Annotated in this window: 10 protein-coding genes; 7 read left to right on the top strand and 3 right to left on the bottom strand. The window is 45.7% G+C overall.

The genetic code is table 11. The annotated features are described in order from the left end of the window. Window positions 1–109: 109 nt before the first annotated feature. From AB4484_RS03480 to AB4484_RS03455, 6 genes are all read left to right on the top strand, one after another. Entirely contained in the window at window positions 110–505 is a 396-nt protein-coding gene (locus tag AB4484_RS03480) for a DUF3302 domain-containing protein (protein WP_372076464.1), read from the top strand. Then, window positions 505–1,635 (top strand): HlyD family secretion protein, encoded by a 1,131-nt coding sequence (locus tag AB4484_RS03475; protein WP_048609817.1) that lies wholly within the window; start codon window positions 505–507, stop codon window positions 1,633–1,635. Before AB4484_RS03480 ends, AB4484_RS03475 begins: the two co-directional genes overlap by 1 nt. Before the next feature lie 302 nt (window positions 1,636–1,937). Continuing rightward, complete coding sequence (locus tag AB4484_RS03470) at window positions 1,938–2,486, top strand: ECF-type riboflavin transporter substrate-binding protein (protein WP_004732085.1); 549 nt, start codon at window positions 1,938–1,940, stop codon at window positions 2,484–2,486. A 6-nt stretch (window positions 2,487–2,492) separates the two neighbouring features. Further along, entirely contained in the window at window positions 2,493–4,187 is a 1,695-nt protein-coding gene (locus AB4484_RS03465; RefSeq protein WP_048610578.1) for an ABC transporter ATP-binding protein, read from the top strand. Further along, window positions 4,184–5,023 (top strand): energy-coupling factor transporter transmembrane protein EcfT, encoded by an 840-nt coding sequence (locus AB4484_RS03460; RefSeq protein ID WP_372076461.1) that lies wholly within the window; start codon window positions 4,184–4,186, stop codon window positions 5,021–5,023. Before AB4484_RS03465 ends, AB4484_RS03460 begins: the two co-directional genes overlap by 4 nt. Window positions 5,024–5,247: 224 nt before the next feature. Next, complete coding sequence (locus tag AB4484_RS03455; protein ID WP_372076459.1) at window positions 5,248–5,712, top strand: TetR/AcrR family transcriptional regulator; 465 nt, start codon at window positions 5,248–5,250, stop codon at window positions 5,710–5,712. Window positions 5,713–5,810: 98 nt separating this feature from the next. Here AB4484_RS03455 and glgB read toward each other — a convergent pair whose 3' ends face one another. The 3 genes from glgB to AB4484_RS03440 all read right to left on the bottom strand — a co-directional run bounded on the left by glgB (window position 5,811) and on the right by AB4484_RS03440 (window position 12,989). Next, window positions 5,811–7,991 carry a 1,4-alpha-glucan branching protein GlgB gene (glgB, locus tag AB4484_RS03450; RefSeq protein WP_052879176.1) on the bottom strand — a complete coding sequence of 727 codons (2,181 nt, stop codon included), beginning with the start codon at window positions 7,989–7,991 and terminating at the stop codon, window positions 5,811–5,813. Between the two features lie 175 nt (window positions 7,992–8,166). Continuing rightward, entirely contained in the window at window positions 8,167–10,347 is a 2,181-nt protein-coding gene (gene malQ, locus AB4484_RS03445) for a 4-alpha-glucanotransferase (RefSeq protein WP_019821657.1), read from the bottom strand. Window positions 10,348–10,535: 188 nt separating this feature from the next. Next, the gene (locus AB4484_RS03440; protein ID WP_372076457.1) at window positions 10,536–12,989 is read right to left on the bottom strand and encodes a glycogen/starch/alpha-glucan phosphorylase; all 2,454 of its coding nucleotides are present in this window, start codon (window positions 12,987–12,989) and stop codon (window positions 10,536–10,538) included. A gap of 567 nt (window positions 12,990–13,556) precedes the next feature. On the opposite strand from AB4484_RS03440, the gene malT reads away from it, so the two are divergent. Then, window positions 13,557–16,265: an HTH-type transcriptional regulator MalT gene (malT, locus tag AB4484_RS03435; protein ID WP_050650992.1), complete on the top strand. Its 2,709-nt coding sequence runs from the start codon at window positions 13,557–13,559 to the stop codon at window positions 16,263–16,265. Window positions 16,266–16,289 lie beyond the last annotated feature (24 nt).

The following is a 16,289-nucleotide window of genomic DNA, read 5'->3' as shown; positions in this document are numbered from 1 at the left end:
TAGAAGCGACAACACATTATTTTCAACTCGGTAAATCATTTTTATAACAATTACTTGGATGATAGCGTAGTATATTTATAACTAATATCTAACATTACAAGGATCTGTTATGTTTTTAGACTACTTTGCACTCGGTCTACTGATTTTCGTAGCATTGGTTATCTTTTACGGCATCATCGTTATTCACGATATTCCCTATGAAATTGCGAAAGAACGCAACCACCCTCATCAAGATGCTATTCATGTCTCAGGTTGGGTTAGCCTATTCACCTTACACGCTATTTGGCCCTTCCTTTGGATCTGGGCAACGCTGTGGCGTAAAGATCGTGGTTGGGGCTTCGCTAAAATAGAAGAAGAGCAACACGATATTCATCATCGCGTCGATATTCTCATCGATCAAGTGAGTACCCTTCAGGAAGAAATCGCACAGCTCAAGCAAGCCGGTACTGAGCAAAACAGTCCAGAGAAAGAGACAAACAACGTTCAAGATCAGGAGGCTAAGTAATGGATTTACTGCTGATAATGACCTATGCGGCACTTTGTATCACCATCTTCAAAGTATTTAATATCCCGCTCAATAAATGGACAGTACCTACCGCCGTTCTTGGTGGTGTCGTCATCATAGGTACTTTGATCCTACTGATGAACTACAACCACCCTTTCACGCAAATTGGTAATCAAGTTTACTCAACAACACCAGTCGTTTCAGGCGTTAGGGGTAAAGTTATCGAAGTGCCAGTAGAGGCAAACAAACCTCTGAAGGAAGGGGATATTCTTTTCAAAATCGACCCAGTTCCATTCGAAGCTGAAGTTGCAAGATTAGAAGCTAAAGTAAAGGAAGCAAGCCAAGGTGCGCTTGGAATGGAATCTGAAGTGGCTGAAGCTGAGGCTGCAAAAATCAAAGCCATCGCAGAGAGAGATAAAGCCCAACGTGAATTCTCTCGTTACAAGCGCGGTTATGACAGCGGAGCCTTTACCGAACAACAATTAGACACTCGCAGACAAGCTTACAAGGCGTCGGAAGCCGCCGTGAAAGTGGCAGATGCTAATCTAGAACAAGCACAAATTGCCCTAGAGTCTGAAATTGGTGGCGAGAATACAGCCGTTTTAAGCTTATTGGCCGAATTGCGTAAAGCTCAGTTTGATTTAGAGCAAACCGTGGTTCGAGCTCCCACTGACGGATACGTTACGCAACTAGCATTGCGCCCAGGCGTTATGGCAGTACCGCTTCCTTTAGCTCCTGTGATGACCTTTGTTCACACAGAAGAACAATTCTATACCGCAGCGTTCAGACAAAACTCCTTACAACGCCTACAACCGGGTTACGAAGCTGAGTTCTTGTTTAGAGCATTACCAGGGAAGATATTCAAAGGACGTATTGATGAAGTGATTCCAGCTATTGGTGAGAGCCAATTCCAAGCTAGAGGCGCGCTTCTAGGTACTGATGCGTTGCGTACCAGTGGTCGTGTGTTTGTTAAATTGAGCATCACTGATGATCTGTCTGACTACCATTTACCTATGGGTACTGCGGTTGAAGTTGCCGTTTATTCCGACAGCTTCACCCACGTATCTATCATGCGTAAGGTCCTTATTCGCATGAAGAGTTGGCAAAACTATCTATACCTAGACCACTAAACGGTCGTAGATATGTGACGAACCCGCTTAACACATTGTTAAGGCGAATGAAAAAGCCAGACCCGCTCTGGCTTTTTTGTTGCTTGATTAACCGTAAAATTGCGCTTTTTACACGATATTTAGGTGTTCAGATGGAATTTTAGACATCTAGACACTTACCTTCCCTTATGGAAGGGTTCTACTGTATAATGCGCGCCTTATTTTTTATATTTGCCCAAAAAACGTTCTCATTGAGACGCATATTAATAATGGCGAATATTCGTTCTTTATTAAGCTTTATCTTTCAGTATTCGAGGTTATCTATGAACTTTTCAGCTAAAACAGTGGTCGTTATTGCCATTGGTGCGGCACTGTACGGCATTGGTGGTTTACCTATGTTTGGTGTCCCAGTGTTTGCGAACACGACATTGAAACCAGCGATGGCAGTCCTAGCACTGTTTTCTGTTTTGTTCGGCCCTATTGTTGGCTTCTTAGTTGGCTTTATCGGTCACTGGGTAACGGATCTGTTCGCAGGCTGGGGCGTGTGGTTAACTTGGGTTTTAGGCTCAGGTATCGTAGGCATGGTTATCGGCTTATTCCCGATGATGACTAAGAACCGTCTTCAACAAGGCGAACTGCCAATGAAAGATTTTGTGTTGTTCGTGATACTAGCCCTTGCAGGTAACGTTGTTGGCTATGGCTGCTCTGCGTTCCTTGACACCATCCTATACGCAGAACCGTTTACTAAAGTCTTCACTCAACTGTCTATCATCGCAGCGGGTAACACCGTTCTGATCGCTGTTGTGGGCTTCCTGATCCTAAAATCAGTCGCTAAACGCAACAAACAAAGCCGCAACCTGACTGAGGCATAAGCGATAATGACTATAGCATTTTCGAACTTCTCTTTTAGATATGAGTCGCTGGATAAACCGACGCTAAAAAATATCAATCTAAGGATAGAGAAAGGAGAGAAAATCGTCATTATTGGACCAAGTGGTAGTGGTAAATCTACCCTAGGTCAGTGTCTCAATGGTCTGATACCTCATGCAATCAAAGGTGAGGTGTCGGGCTCTTTAGAGATAAACGGCAAGAATATATCTGAGTTTTCGATGCACGATTATACCGAGCAAGTCGGCACGGTATTACAAGATACTGACAGCCAGTTTGTGGGTTTGAGTATCGGTGAAGATATCGCTTTCGCACTCGAAAACCAGTTGATGTCGAACATTGACATGTACCCGTTAGTTAAGTCGACGGCAAAAATGGTCGACCTAGCGGACATGCTTGAGCGTTCACCTCATGACCTTTCTGGTGGTCAAAAACAACGAGTATCGTTAGCGGGCATATTAGTTGATGACGTTGATATCTTGCTGTTTGATGAGCCTCTAGCAAGCCTTGACCCGAAAACGGGTAAAGCAACGATTGAGATCATCGATCAGCTGCATAAAGAAACCAACAAGACCATCGTGATTATCGAGCACCGCCTCGAGGATGTCCTACATCGCGATATCGACCGCGTGATCTTAATGGAACGTGGTGAAATCGTTGCTGACACGACACCCGATGAAATCTTGGCTTCTGAATTACTTGATACACACGGTATTCGCGAACCGCTTTACTTGTCGGCGCTTAAGGCGGCAAAAGCCCCATTAACCAGCGAAGACAAGCTGTCAAACCTCAAGGCTTTAGACTACAAAAGGTTCCGCCCTGCTGTTCAAGCATGGTTTGCTGAGCGCCCAGCCCCGGTAGCAGAGAAGCAGTACCCACCTTTACTCGAAGTTCATGGTCTAACTTATTCTTACGACGGCGAGAAGAACGCACTCGAAGATGTGAGTTTCAAGATTGGCAAAGGTGAGTTCGTTTCGATTCTGGGCAAAAACGGTTCGGGTAAATCAACCATAACTAAACTCATCATGGGTGTGATCGATGCCGATTCAGGCTCTTCCTATCTAAATGGTGAAGACCTATCTGAGCTTTCTATCTTTGAAAGAAGCCAGAAAGTCGGTGTCGTGATGCAGAACCCGAATCATATGATCTCGCATCATATGATTTTTGACGAGATTGCTTTTGGTCTTCGTAACCGCAATATTGCAGAAGAGCTGATCACAGAAAAAGTAGAGCATGTTCTTGAGCTGTGTGGGCTGAGCAAGTTCCGCCACTGGCCCATCGAAGCTCTGAGCTACGGCCAGAAAAAACGTGTAACCATCGCTTCTATCTTAGTGCTGGAACCTGAGCTTCTTATCTTAGATGAGCCGACAGCAGGTCAAGACTACCGTAACTACACATCCATGCTGGCTTTCATCCAAAAGCTTAACCGTGATTTGGGTATTACTGTTGTGATCATCTCACACGACATGCACCTCGTTCTCGAGTACACCACACGTTCGATCGTAATCGCAGACAGCAAGTTGATTGCGAATGCAGCGATGACGGAAGTATTTAGTCAACCATCACTTCTAGAACGTGCAAACCTTTGTACCACCAGCATTTATGAACTCGCGACTATGATGAAAATCGACGACACCAATGCGTTTATGCAGTACTTCATCGACTACGAGAGAAGCGCTCAATGAACGCATCAAAAGTAAAATTTGGCATCAATTACATTGATACAAAATCACCGCTTCATGCACTCAACGGCATCACCAAATTTGCGCTCTTCTTAGCTTGGGTAACCGTGGTCTTAACTACGTTCGACCTAAGATTGATTGCACTGCTTATTGTGACTGGTTTATACCTGCTAAAGCTGACCAATGTGCCTGTACGCGTGTATAAGCCTTTGTTATTAGGAACGGCGAGTGTATTAAGCCTAAATGCTCTGTTCATGTATCTACTGGCTCCACAGCAAGGTACTGAGCTCATCGGCAGCGAGACCTTATTGCTGACATTACCGGGTAACTACTCGTTGAGCCAAGAGACTCTGTTTTACTTAGTCACTGTGACGCTCAAGTACATGAGCATGTTCCCGATAGCGTTGATTTTTGTCTTCACTACGCATCCAACTGAGTTTGCAGCTAGCCTCAACCGTATCGGTGTTCCCTACAAGATCGCCTATGCAGTCAGCTTAACACTGCGTTACTTGCCAGAAGTTAAAAAAGACTTCATCAATATCATGCATGCTCAACAGGCTCGTGGTGTAGAGCTTTCAAAGAAAGCGCCCCTAATTACTCGAATCAAAAATGTAGCTAAGGTTCTAGGCCCGCTCATTTTCTCTAGTTTGGACCGCGCAGACGAGATCTCTAACGCAATGACATTACGAGGTTTTGGTCGACACAAAGCACGCACTTGGTATAGCTATGCACCTTTGAAACGTATCGATTTTTTTTGTTTAAGTGTCATCGCTTTTATCGTGGTGTTAGCCATTGCGAAACGCATTCTAGAGCCGCAGTTATTTTGGTATCCGTTCTAGTCATCTGAATTAGCAAAGATAAACAAAGACTTTAAATAACACACCGCTCAATAGGGCGGTGTTTTTGTTTATGCCAGAATCTGATTGATAATTGAACCAATGACACAATACTGACTATATTTAACGATAAATTGACCAGTTATTTACCCTTGGAGTTTGAGATTTAATTCAGAAACTCTTAATATACTGTGTTTACAGAATGTTACACTCAATAGAGATTTGTAATGGCTCGAATAACTCAAGTACAGAAATTAGAAAATCAAAAAAACTACGATAACATCGTACTAAACCTTTTTCTGGCTGAAGGACATGAAGCACTAACTTATGCAAGGATTGCTCAAGAAATTGGCATTAGTTTAACGACGCTTCAGGGCTATTATCCGTCGACCCGCGCTATTCGTTCAGTACTTCACGAACACATGCTATCGATCGTTATAGACAGTCTAGACTTTTCATCGGAAGCGCTTTTTATCCAGTCTTGGCAAACCGCTCTCGATAATGAGCAGTTTCGATACGTGATTAAATTGATGTTTTTCCATGCTTCGCAAATAAAGAACCCTGAGCAATTTAACCTCAGCTCAAACGGCGAATTTCGTGAAAAGATGTGGGATAGTTTCGGCAACGACTCAGTTCGAATCCTTGAAATGGTAGTCGGACGCTCAATGTTCTATCTCACCAACTTCAAGTAACACTCGCCAGCTTACTGAATTAGAAAAAGGGAACCCTAGGGTTCCCTTTTTTAGACTTTCAGAAAAGTGAGCAGCGATGACCTGCTCAACTTATAGACCTAATTTAGCTTGTAAAAAACGGTCGATAACGGAGGTAAGCGTAGCTCAATCGAAGTGTCTAATCCTTCGCTTTCTACTGATTCAATCTCAGCTGTCTGCTTCACTTCAAAACCGCTGCCTGCATAGTCGACAGAGTCTGTATTCAACAGCAGTGAGTACTCACCTTTTGCAGGAACACCTAAGCGGAAATGCTCGTGAGGCACTGGCGTAAAGTTAGAGACAACTAATACACGCTCACCAGATTCACTGATACGCTCATGCGCAAGAATGCTCGCTTCTGCAGAATCCTGTAGACGCCATTCAAACCCTTTCGGATCAAAATCAAGATCGTGCATTGCAGCTTCAGAGCGGTACAGATTATTCAGGTCTTTCGTTAAACGCTGAACACCTTGATGACGTTCGTAATCCAGCAAGAACCATTGCAGTTGGTCGTCATGATTCCATTCGGCCGTCTGACCAAATTCTGCACCCATGAAATTCAGCTTCTTACCCGGCTGCGCATACATGTAACCCATATAAGCACGCAGGTTTGCCGTTTGCTGCCATTCATCACCCGGCATCTTGTTGTGGATAGAGCCCTTACCGTAAACCACCTCATCATGAGACAGAGACAATACGTAGTTCTCACTGTGTGCGTACACCAGTGGGAAGGTAATCGTATCGTGGTGATACTTACGGTTGATTGGATCTTCTTGGATGTAAGACAAGCTATCGTGCATCCAACCCATGTTCCACTTAAAGCCAAAGCCCAAGCCGCCCATGAAAGTGGGGGCAGAAACACCTGGGAAAGCCGTCGATTCTTCGGCAATCGTCATCGCATTCGGGAAGTGCTTGTACACTTCTTCGTTCATCCACTTAAGGGTTGCGATGGCGTCATAGTTTTCGTTGCCGCCGTCTGCGTTCGGAATCCATTGATCATGGCTGCGCGAGTAATCGAGGTAGAGCATCGAAGCGACTGCATCAACACGAATGCCATCAATGTGGAATTGCTCGAACCAGTACAGTGCATTAGAAACTAAGAAACGACGAACATGCTCTCTACCTAAATCGTAAATGTACGAGTTCCAATCTTGATGCCAACCGCGACGCGGATCTGGATCATGGAACAATGGCGTACCATCGAAGTTTGCTAGGCCGTGATCATCACTTGGGAAGTGAGCTGGAACCCAGTCCAGAACAACGCCAAGACCCGCTTGGTGACATTGATCGACGAAGTATTTGAAATCATCCGGAGAACCAAAACGACTAGTCGGTGCAAATAGACCAACAGGCTGATAGCCCCAAGAGCCATAGAATGGGTGCTCTGAAACTGGCATTAGTTCAACGTGCGTGTAGCCAAGATCCGTTAGGTATGGGATCAGCTCTGCTGCAAGCTCGCGATAATTTAAGAATTCACCTTCAGCGTTACGCTTCCAAGAACCTGCGTGAAGTTCGTAGAACGAAAGCGCTTCTTTGCGCTTTTGCGTTACAGGGCGATTCTGCCATTGAGTATCTTGCCACTCGTAACGAGCGTGATCGTAAGTCACGGATGAGAACGATGGGTATTGCTCAGAGTAGAAACCCCATGGGTCAGCTTTGTGTGGTAAGCCTTCGCCATTTGGTCCTTTTAATTCAAACTTGTATTGAGCGCCTTCTTCCAGTTCAGGAATGAATAGGCCCCACATACCGTAATCTAGGCGTTGCATTGGGTGGCGACGACCATCCCAAGCATTGAAGTTACCCACCAAGCTTGCCGCAGTTGCATGCGGTGCGTACACCAAGAAACGCGTACCTGAAATCGTCTGTCCATCACGCTCTAGCGTAATAAACTGAGCCCCCATGTGATGATACATATCTTTCGGTGTATGAAGATCTTCATAACTCGCGTACAGATCGTGGTATTGGTACGGATCATCGATGATCTGTTCTACGCCAGCCCAATCAACCGCAAGCTTATAGTGAGTGAAACGTAAGTCTCTCTCTTGCTTAAGAATGAAACCACTTTCACCCTCTCGCGCTAACTCAATACGAGGTTCCTTTCCTACAATCAACTCGACTTTATCTGCCCCAGGAATCCACACACGTAATGCACCTTGCTCAGAAGGTAGGTATGGCCCTAAAAACGCAAATGGGTCTGTGAAACAAGCCTGTGATAGTTGGGTATATATTTGTTTTTGCTTTGAAATCGAACTTAGTTCCAAAACGTTTCTCCCTAACCAAACATCCAAAAAACATAATACAAAAATGCCCGCTATTAGTGCGGGCAATATAACGACGGTTTATTCTACCAGATGAGCATTCATTATTGAGTGACCGAGGTTGTAGTTTCGTACGGCGTAAGCAAAAAACCACCTAATTTCAAGTCACTCAACGTCATTACTTACCTGCTTTTTCTCGAACGTCAGTCAGCTTAGAAGCGATACGATTAACGCCTTCGTGAGCAAATATTTCGTCCAAGTTCATTGATAGTTTACGACGCCAGTTAGGATACTCATCAACCGTGCCAGGAATGTTTACTGGCTTGTCCATCTCTAGCCAATCTTCTAGCTGAACACTCAGTAGTGTTGAACCACCAGCCGCTACGTGCAGTTGAAGTGCCTCAGCAAGGTAAGAGTCCATCGGTACTTGGCTCGCATCGCGGCCCACACCTTCTGGTAGGAAACCATGCCACGCTACAGAATCTAAGATACCTTGCTTGCACTCTAGACGGTCATCGAACAAGGTTTCTAGTTGTTCTGCATCTGGGTATAAGCCAATCTCTTGGCCCATTTTCAGGTCATCACAGTGCCAGAAGCCACGAAGCGTTGGCATATCGTGGGTACACAGTGCCGCCATAGATTGTGATGCGTAGTGTTTTGGTGAGATGAAACCACCGTCGTCTTCTGATGTTTCGAAGAAGAACACTTTGTAAGAATGCACGCCAGCATCCGCTAGGATGTCGACAATCTCATCCGGTACCGTTCCTAAATCTTCACCGATAACGCTACATTGGTAACGGTGAGATTCAAGCGCCAGAATAGACAGCATATCTTGTACTGGGTAGTAGATGTACGCGCCCTTAGTTGCGTTCTCACCCTTTGGAATCCACCACAAGCGCAGTAGACCTAAAACGTGGTCGATACGCAGTGCACCACAGTGCTTCATGTTCGCACGAAGTAGCTTGATGTAAGCGTCGTAGCTTGTTTCTTGAAGCACTTCTGGGTTTAACGGAGGTAGACCCCAGTTCTGACCCAAAGGACCAAGAATATCAGGTGGAGCACCAATGCTCGCATCCATCACTAAGTTACCTTCGTCAGCCCAAGTTTCGCTGCCTGAATCTGCAACACCTACCGCTAAATCACGGTACAGGCCAACAGCCATGCCCTTCTCTTCAGCAAGAGACTGTGCATCGTTGATCTGGCAATCCGCTAGCCATTGCAGGTACATGTACAGATGAACGTTTTCTAGGTTCTCTTTGATGTACTTCTGTGTCGCTGGGCTGTCGAATGTACGGTACTTCTCTGGGAATACCGGCCATCCCCACATGCCAGAATCTTCTGCATGCAGTTCACCATGTAGAGCATCAAACGCTGCTTGATGCATCAGGCTATCGCCCCCCTCTTCTACGAAGGCTAAGAACGCTTGTGCACGGTCGCTGTTTTTGTCTAGATGACGAGTCTTAAATTCTGCGAATAACAGAGGCAAGATGCTCATCTTAAGCTCAGACACTTCGGTGTAGTTTACCCAGTGTGCTTCACGCGCTTTTTGTAGACGCTGTTGGAACTCTGCGCTGCCTACCGTTTGTTGTGCTTCAGCACTTAATGCGAATTCAGGTACTGAACTCACATCAATGTATAGGATGTTCAACCAGCGACGAGAAGACGGGCTGTATGGGCTCGCACCTTCAGGGTTCGCAGGGAACAATGAGTGAATTGGGTTTAGACCAACGAAATCACCACCACGAGAAGCGATATCCGCAACAAGCTGTTTTAGGTCACCGAAATCACCAATACCCCAGTTGTGCTGAGTTCTTAGTGTGTAAAGTTGAACACTTGGTCCCCAAAGCTTTTTGCCTTGCTCAATTGGAGACTGCTTGAAACACGCTTTTGGCGTAATAATCAGTGTCATCTCGTAAGGCTTCTTACGGCGCTTACGGCTCACAATGAGCTTGTGATAACCCCATGCCAAATCACTTGGCAATGCAAACACTAAAGGGCCACCCTCGGCACGCTCGTCACGAACGACTTGAGATTGAAGATAGCCTTCAAGTACCTCTCCTTGCTCGGTTTCTAAGCGCCAGCTGAACTCACTTTCACGAGCACTAACACCTAGATTAAGCGCCACTTCTACTGGCTCACCGTCACGCAAGACAAGAACTGGGTCTAGTACATCTTTTTTGTGTTTTCTTTCTGCTGACTTAAGCAGTGCATCATCGCTGCTTGTATCGTAGCCCAACGAAGCCAATAGAGACGTGATCGTCTCGTCTGATACTTGTGCTTCATCGCCCCACGCACTAACGTAACTGTCGGCAATGTTTGCCATTTCTGCGACTTGTTTTAATACGGTCTGTTCTTTCATCGCTCTCTCCGAAAACGTTCTGACGCTTTCTATTTTGTAGGGTTGTTAATTTAATTTTTTACTAATCAATTAGCTTGTGACAATCGGTTTGTAAGCAGCTTGTTTATAAACGACAAACCTTTAAGCCTTTCGTTTGCTCACAAGCTAATTGAGCCAAGGCAAAAACTGCCTTGGCTACTTTGGAAGTATTAACGGTTAACCGCTTCAAGTTTCCAGATGTTGTTCACGTAGTCGCGGATAGAGCGGTCTGATGTGAACTTACCAACCAATGCTGTGTTAAGAATTGCTTTCTTAGCCCAACCTGCTTGGTCTTTGTATTGCGTGCCCATGTCTTCGTGCGCTTTCACGTAAGAAGCGAAATCAGCAAGACATAGGTAAGGGTCACCACCGTCTAGCAGGCTATCAAACGTTGCACGTAGAAGACCTGGTTGACCTGGAGTGAACTCATCGCCAGTCAGTAGGTCTAGAGATGCTTTCAGTAGTGGGTCTGCATTGTAGTAGTCGTATGGGTTGTAGCCCTGAGCTTTCAGTGCTTGAACACCATCAACGTCTAGGCCGAAGATGTAGATGTTTTCATCACCCACTTCTTCACGAATCTCAACGTTTGCACCATCCATCGTACCGATAGTTAGCGCGCCGTTTAGAGCCATCTTCATGTTGCCCGTACCTGATGCTTCTTTACCAGCTAGTGAGATTTGCTGAGAAACGTCTGCTGCAGGGATGATGATTTCAGCCATGCTTACACGGTAGTCAGGGATGAATACCACTTTCAGTTTGTTACCAATGCGAGGGTCGTTGTTGATCTTCTCTGCAATCTTATTAACTGCGAAGATGATCTCTTTCGCTAGGTGGTAACCCGGTGCTGCTTTCGCTGCGAAGAAACATACGCGTGGTTCACACTCGAAACCAGGTTCGTTAAGAATACGGTGGTACAGAGATAGAATGTGTAGCAAATCTAGGTGCTGACGCTTGTATTCGTGTAGACGCTTGATTTGAACGTCGAAGATCGCGTTAGTATCAAGCTCGATACCCATGTTCTCTTGAACCCAATCAGCTAGGCGCTGTTTGTTTTCTTTCTTAACAGCCATGAATTCTTTTTGGAATTTCGCGTCTGTTGCAAACTTAGCGATGCCCTCTAGCTGCTCAAGTTTTGCTGGCCATTCAGCACCGATCTTACCTGTGATTAGCGTAGATAGGCCTGGGTTACAGAACTTCAACCAACGACGTGGCGTGATGCCGTTCGTTACGTTAGTCAGTTTGCCAGGGAAGATTTCGTTGAACTCAGGGAACAAGTCTTTCTTAACCAGTTGAGAGTGAAGCGCAGCTACACCGTTTACTTTGTAAGAACCAATCACACATAGGTTTGCCATGCGAACCATGCGGTGGAAACCTTCTTGAATGATAGAAAGCTTCGCTTGCTTCTCACCGTCACCAGGCCACATCTTGCGAACTTCTTGCATGAAGCGGTGGTTGATTTCAAAAATGATTTCCATGTGACGTGGAAGAAGACGGTTGATCAGTGATTCAGACCAAGTCTCTAGTGCTTCAGGAAGTAGTGTGTGGTTCGTGTATGCGAACGTATGAGCACTGATTTCCCATGCTTGATCCCAAGATAGACCTTTCTCGTCAATCAAGATGCGCATTAGCTCAGGAATCGCAATCGTTGGGTGCGTATCGTTAAGCTGAATCGTTTCTTGCTTAGGCAGATCTTCTAGAGAGAAACCTGCTGCTTCGTGACGACGTAGAATATCGCGAACAGACGCTGCTGAGTGGAAGTACTGCTGCATTAGGCGCAGAGTCTTACCTTTCTCGTGGTTGTCGTTCGGGTAAAGTACTTTAGTGATGTTACCTGCATCGATTAGCGAGTGTTGCGCTTCGAAGTAATCACCGTTGTTAAAGCTTGCTAGTGAGAATGGTGCAATTGCCTGACATTCCCAAAGACGCAGCGGGTAAACCGTGTTTGACTCGTAACCTACGATAGGTAGATCCCAAGGCATTGCTTTTACTTCCATGCCTGGAACCCAAGTACGAACTTCTTTACCGTCAACGAATTCAACGTCTACATGACCGTAAAAACCAATATGTTGTGCTAGTTCTGGACGAGCCACTTCCCATGGGTAACCTTCAACACCACGCCATGCGTCAGGTGCTTCTTGTTGACGACCGTCTTGGAAAGATTGTTTGAATAGACCGTACTCGTAGTGAAGACCGTAGCCTACTGTTGGGTATTCTTGAGCGGCACAAGAATCCATGAAACAAGCAGCTAGACGACCAAGACCACCATTACCTAGTGATGGGTCGCGTTCTTCTTCTAGAAGGTCAGTTAGGTTTTGACCAAGCTCTTCCATTGCATGAGTGATCTGTTCGTATAGGCCCATGCTGATCAGGTTGTTACCTGTTAGACGACCAATCAAAAACTCTAGTGATAGGTAGTTAACGCTCTTCGCGTTCTTAATTTTTTCATCATTTTCAGTTTCTAGTAGGTCAAAAGTCGTTAGCTCTGCAAGAGCACGACCCATTGCTAGATACCATGAACGGCTGTCTGCTGTTTCAACGGTTGTTGCGTAGGTTGCAGATAAATGTTTCTTAACACTCTCTTGGAATGACACTTTATCGAAAGTTTTTTGCTGAGTTGGTTTCATTTCAGAAATCTCGCTTTTAATAGTTCTAATTCATCTGTGACATATCGTGCATGGTCACCATAAACTAAACATCCTCCCGCTAACGCAACTGACTAGGAGTAGATGGGAGGGCGTAGGGGGCGTACCGACTTAGGGTTAGTGATCTGACTCTCATGTTCTGACTGCGAACAAAAACTTGGAGTGACTAAGATCACAAGCTCCCGTTCGATAACTTAACTTCAATTGATGTGACTTTTATTTAACCAGATTAAAGTCATTGTCAAATCTGATATTCAGATCACGAAAATAATTTCCAACTCTCATCTTTTGCATAGATTCCAGTATAGGGACGAACGAAGTCACATTCGAAAACCAACCCGCAACGTGAGCAAAGTCTCAAATAAAGGGCGTAGACACCCAAAAACATGCAGAAGCGCAAGGTTTCTGAGGAGGATCGTAGTCGGTAACGTTTGGCTTCACGTAATATGAGTAAAGACTTAAGTAATTAGGCTAATGTCATTGGAGTGCACTCAACGATAGATTGGGATATTCCAGAACATAGCCACGGAATAGGTGTAAAACTTCGATATGTGGATCCCTTCGAAACTGACTCGTCCCGGCCGCTTACATAATGCAATCCTACGACCTAGGGTTCTCGATCTGCTTCACAATGCAGATTGCTATAAGCTTGTGTTGTTCCGCTCTCCAGCGGGCTACGGCAAAACCACCATGGCTGCACAATGGTTGGTAGATAAACCCAATGTGGGTTGGTACAGCATTGATGATAGTGACAACGATGCCTTCCGCTTTATCAACTACCTACTTCAATCACTTAATAAAGCGACTCAAAATGCCTGTCCGAATGCCCAAAAGCTGGCAGAAAAACGACAGTTTTCATCGCTGCATTCTTTATTAAGTGAAGTGTTTGCTGAGATGTCTGAATTCCACCACGAGTGTTTCCTGGTGTTGGATGACTATCACTTGGTCAACAATGACGACATCCACGAAGCCATGCGCTTCTTCCTCAAACACATGCCCGACAACCTAACGTTGGTTGTCACCAGTCGTGGTACGCCACCACTTGGTACAGCAAACCTGCGCGTTCGTGACTTAATGATCGAGTTAGGTAATGACTCGTTGGCGTTTGATACCGAAGAAACCACACGCTTTTTCAACCAACGCGTAGCCGACGGCATTGATGACACCACGGCAGACAGTATTTGTAGTTATGTAGAAGGTTGGCCTTCTGCATTGCAACTTATCGCGCTGCAAGCACAACACCAGAAACGCACTCTTGCACAGTCCGCAGAGTCATTCTCTCACTTTAACCACGCCCATCTTTGGGACTACTTGGTTGAAGAAGTATTCGACCTGCTAGACAAAGAAACCCGACAGTTCTTGATGCAATGTTCTGTGCTTGATCACTTCAACGATGAACTTGTGTGTGCACTTACACAGCGTGAAGATGCACTAGGTATGATCGAATCACTCAACCGTTTTGGTTTGTTCATCTACCCGCTTGAAGGTGAAAAGAACTGGTATCGCTTCCATAACTTGTTTGGTGAATTCCTCGCACATGAGCGCCAAGCTCGAATTCCTCAGCAAGAAGCAGAACTGCATCGAAGTGCTGCAAAAGCGTGGATCAAGCAAAACACACCACACCAAGCACTACGTCACGCACAGCGCGCTGAAGATCCAGAACTGATCATTCAAATCCTGACTGAGCACGGTTGGCCGATGTTCAACCAAGGTGAGCTGTCGTCACTAGAGATGGCGATCAAGCAACTGACTACCGATCAACTCTACAGCGAGCCAAAGCTTTCGATGCTACGCGCGTGGTTGGCACAAAGTCAGCACCGTTATGACCAAGTGGGTACTTTGTTGGAAGAGGCTGAGACTCAATATCAAGCTCGAAACATTGAACTCGATACTCAGCAGCAAGGCCAATACAACGCCTTACGCGCCCAAGTTGCCATTAACAGCAATGAGCCTGAGAAAGCGTTGGAATTGGCTGAGCTTTCGTTGAGTCAGTTGAACACCACCGTTTATCGTAGCCGCATTGTCGCCACCTCGGTTGTGGGCGAAGTGAATCACGTAATGGGTAACCTAAGCCGTGCGCTACCGATGATGCAACAGACAGAAAAACTGGCACGCCAGTATCAGGTTTATCATCAGGCTCTATGGGCGATTCTGCAACAAAGCGAAATCTTGATTGCTCAAGGTTATGTTCAAGCTGCATTTGAGCTACAAGACAGTGCATTCAAATTGATTGAAGAACATCAGCTGCAATACGTACCTCTGCACGAATTCTTGCTGCGTGTTCGCGCTCAGATCTTCTGGTGTTGGAACCGACTAGATGAAGCGGAAGAGTGTTGTTACAAAGGATTAGATATCCTTGGCCACCACTCTCCGAGTAAACACCTACACAGCTATTCTATGTTGGCTCGTATTTCATTGAGCCGCGGCGAGATTGATAAAGCATCGAAGTTTATTGACCAGATTCAGCACTTGTTGCGCCAATCAACGTACCACGTAGACTGGACGGCGAACGCTTCTCTTTCTTTGATTCTGTTCTGGCAAGTAAAAGGCGATAAAGAGGCGATACGTGATTGGCTGAGTGTGGCTGTTCGACCTGAATCGGCAAGTAACCACTTCTGCCAACTTCAGTGGCGAAACATCGTTCGTGCTCACATCATCCTTGAGCAATACGAAGAAGCTGAAGAAGCGCTGACTTTCCTTAAGAGCGAAGCCCAGCGTTCGCACCTGATTACAGACACCAACCGCAACTTGATCGTCGAAGCCGTGTTACGTACACAAATTAACGATGAAGACAGTGCACGAATACTACTCGAAGAAGCGCTTCATATGACTAACCAAACCGGTATGGTCGGTAACTTCTTAGTCGACGGTGGAACTATCGGGCATATCTTAGATAAGTTGAGCAACAAGCCTGGTCTGGGTGATTTAGAACGTCACCGCGCGCAACAAATCATGAAGGATATCTCCACTACCCAGCGCAGTCGCTCGGTTCACTTCGATGAAGACTTTGTTGAAAACTTGGTTAATCACCCGAACATTCCTGAGCTTGTGCGTACTAGCCCACTCACCCAGCGTGAATGGCAAGTGCTTGGTCTGATCTATTCAGGATTCAGTAATGAGCAGATCGCTCAAGAACTCGATGTAGCGGGTACCACGATCAAGACTCACATCCGTAACCTTTACCAAAAGCTCAACATTGCTAACCGTAAAGAAGCAATCAGCACAGCGGAGAACTTGCTGCAGTTGATGGGGTACTAAAGCGGATTCGAGATTCGAGATTCG

Origin of the sequence: Vibrio sp. 10N.261.46.A3, assembly GCF_041472995.1 — a bacterium.
GTDB classification, from domain to species: domain Bacteria; phylum Pseudomonadota; class Gammaproteobacteria; order Enterobacterales; family Vibrionaceae; genus Vibrio; species Vibrio coralliirubri.
The sequence above is the reverse complement of the archived record's forward strand: the minus strand, read 5'-3'. Positions and strand labels throughout refer to the sequence as shown.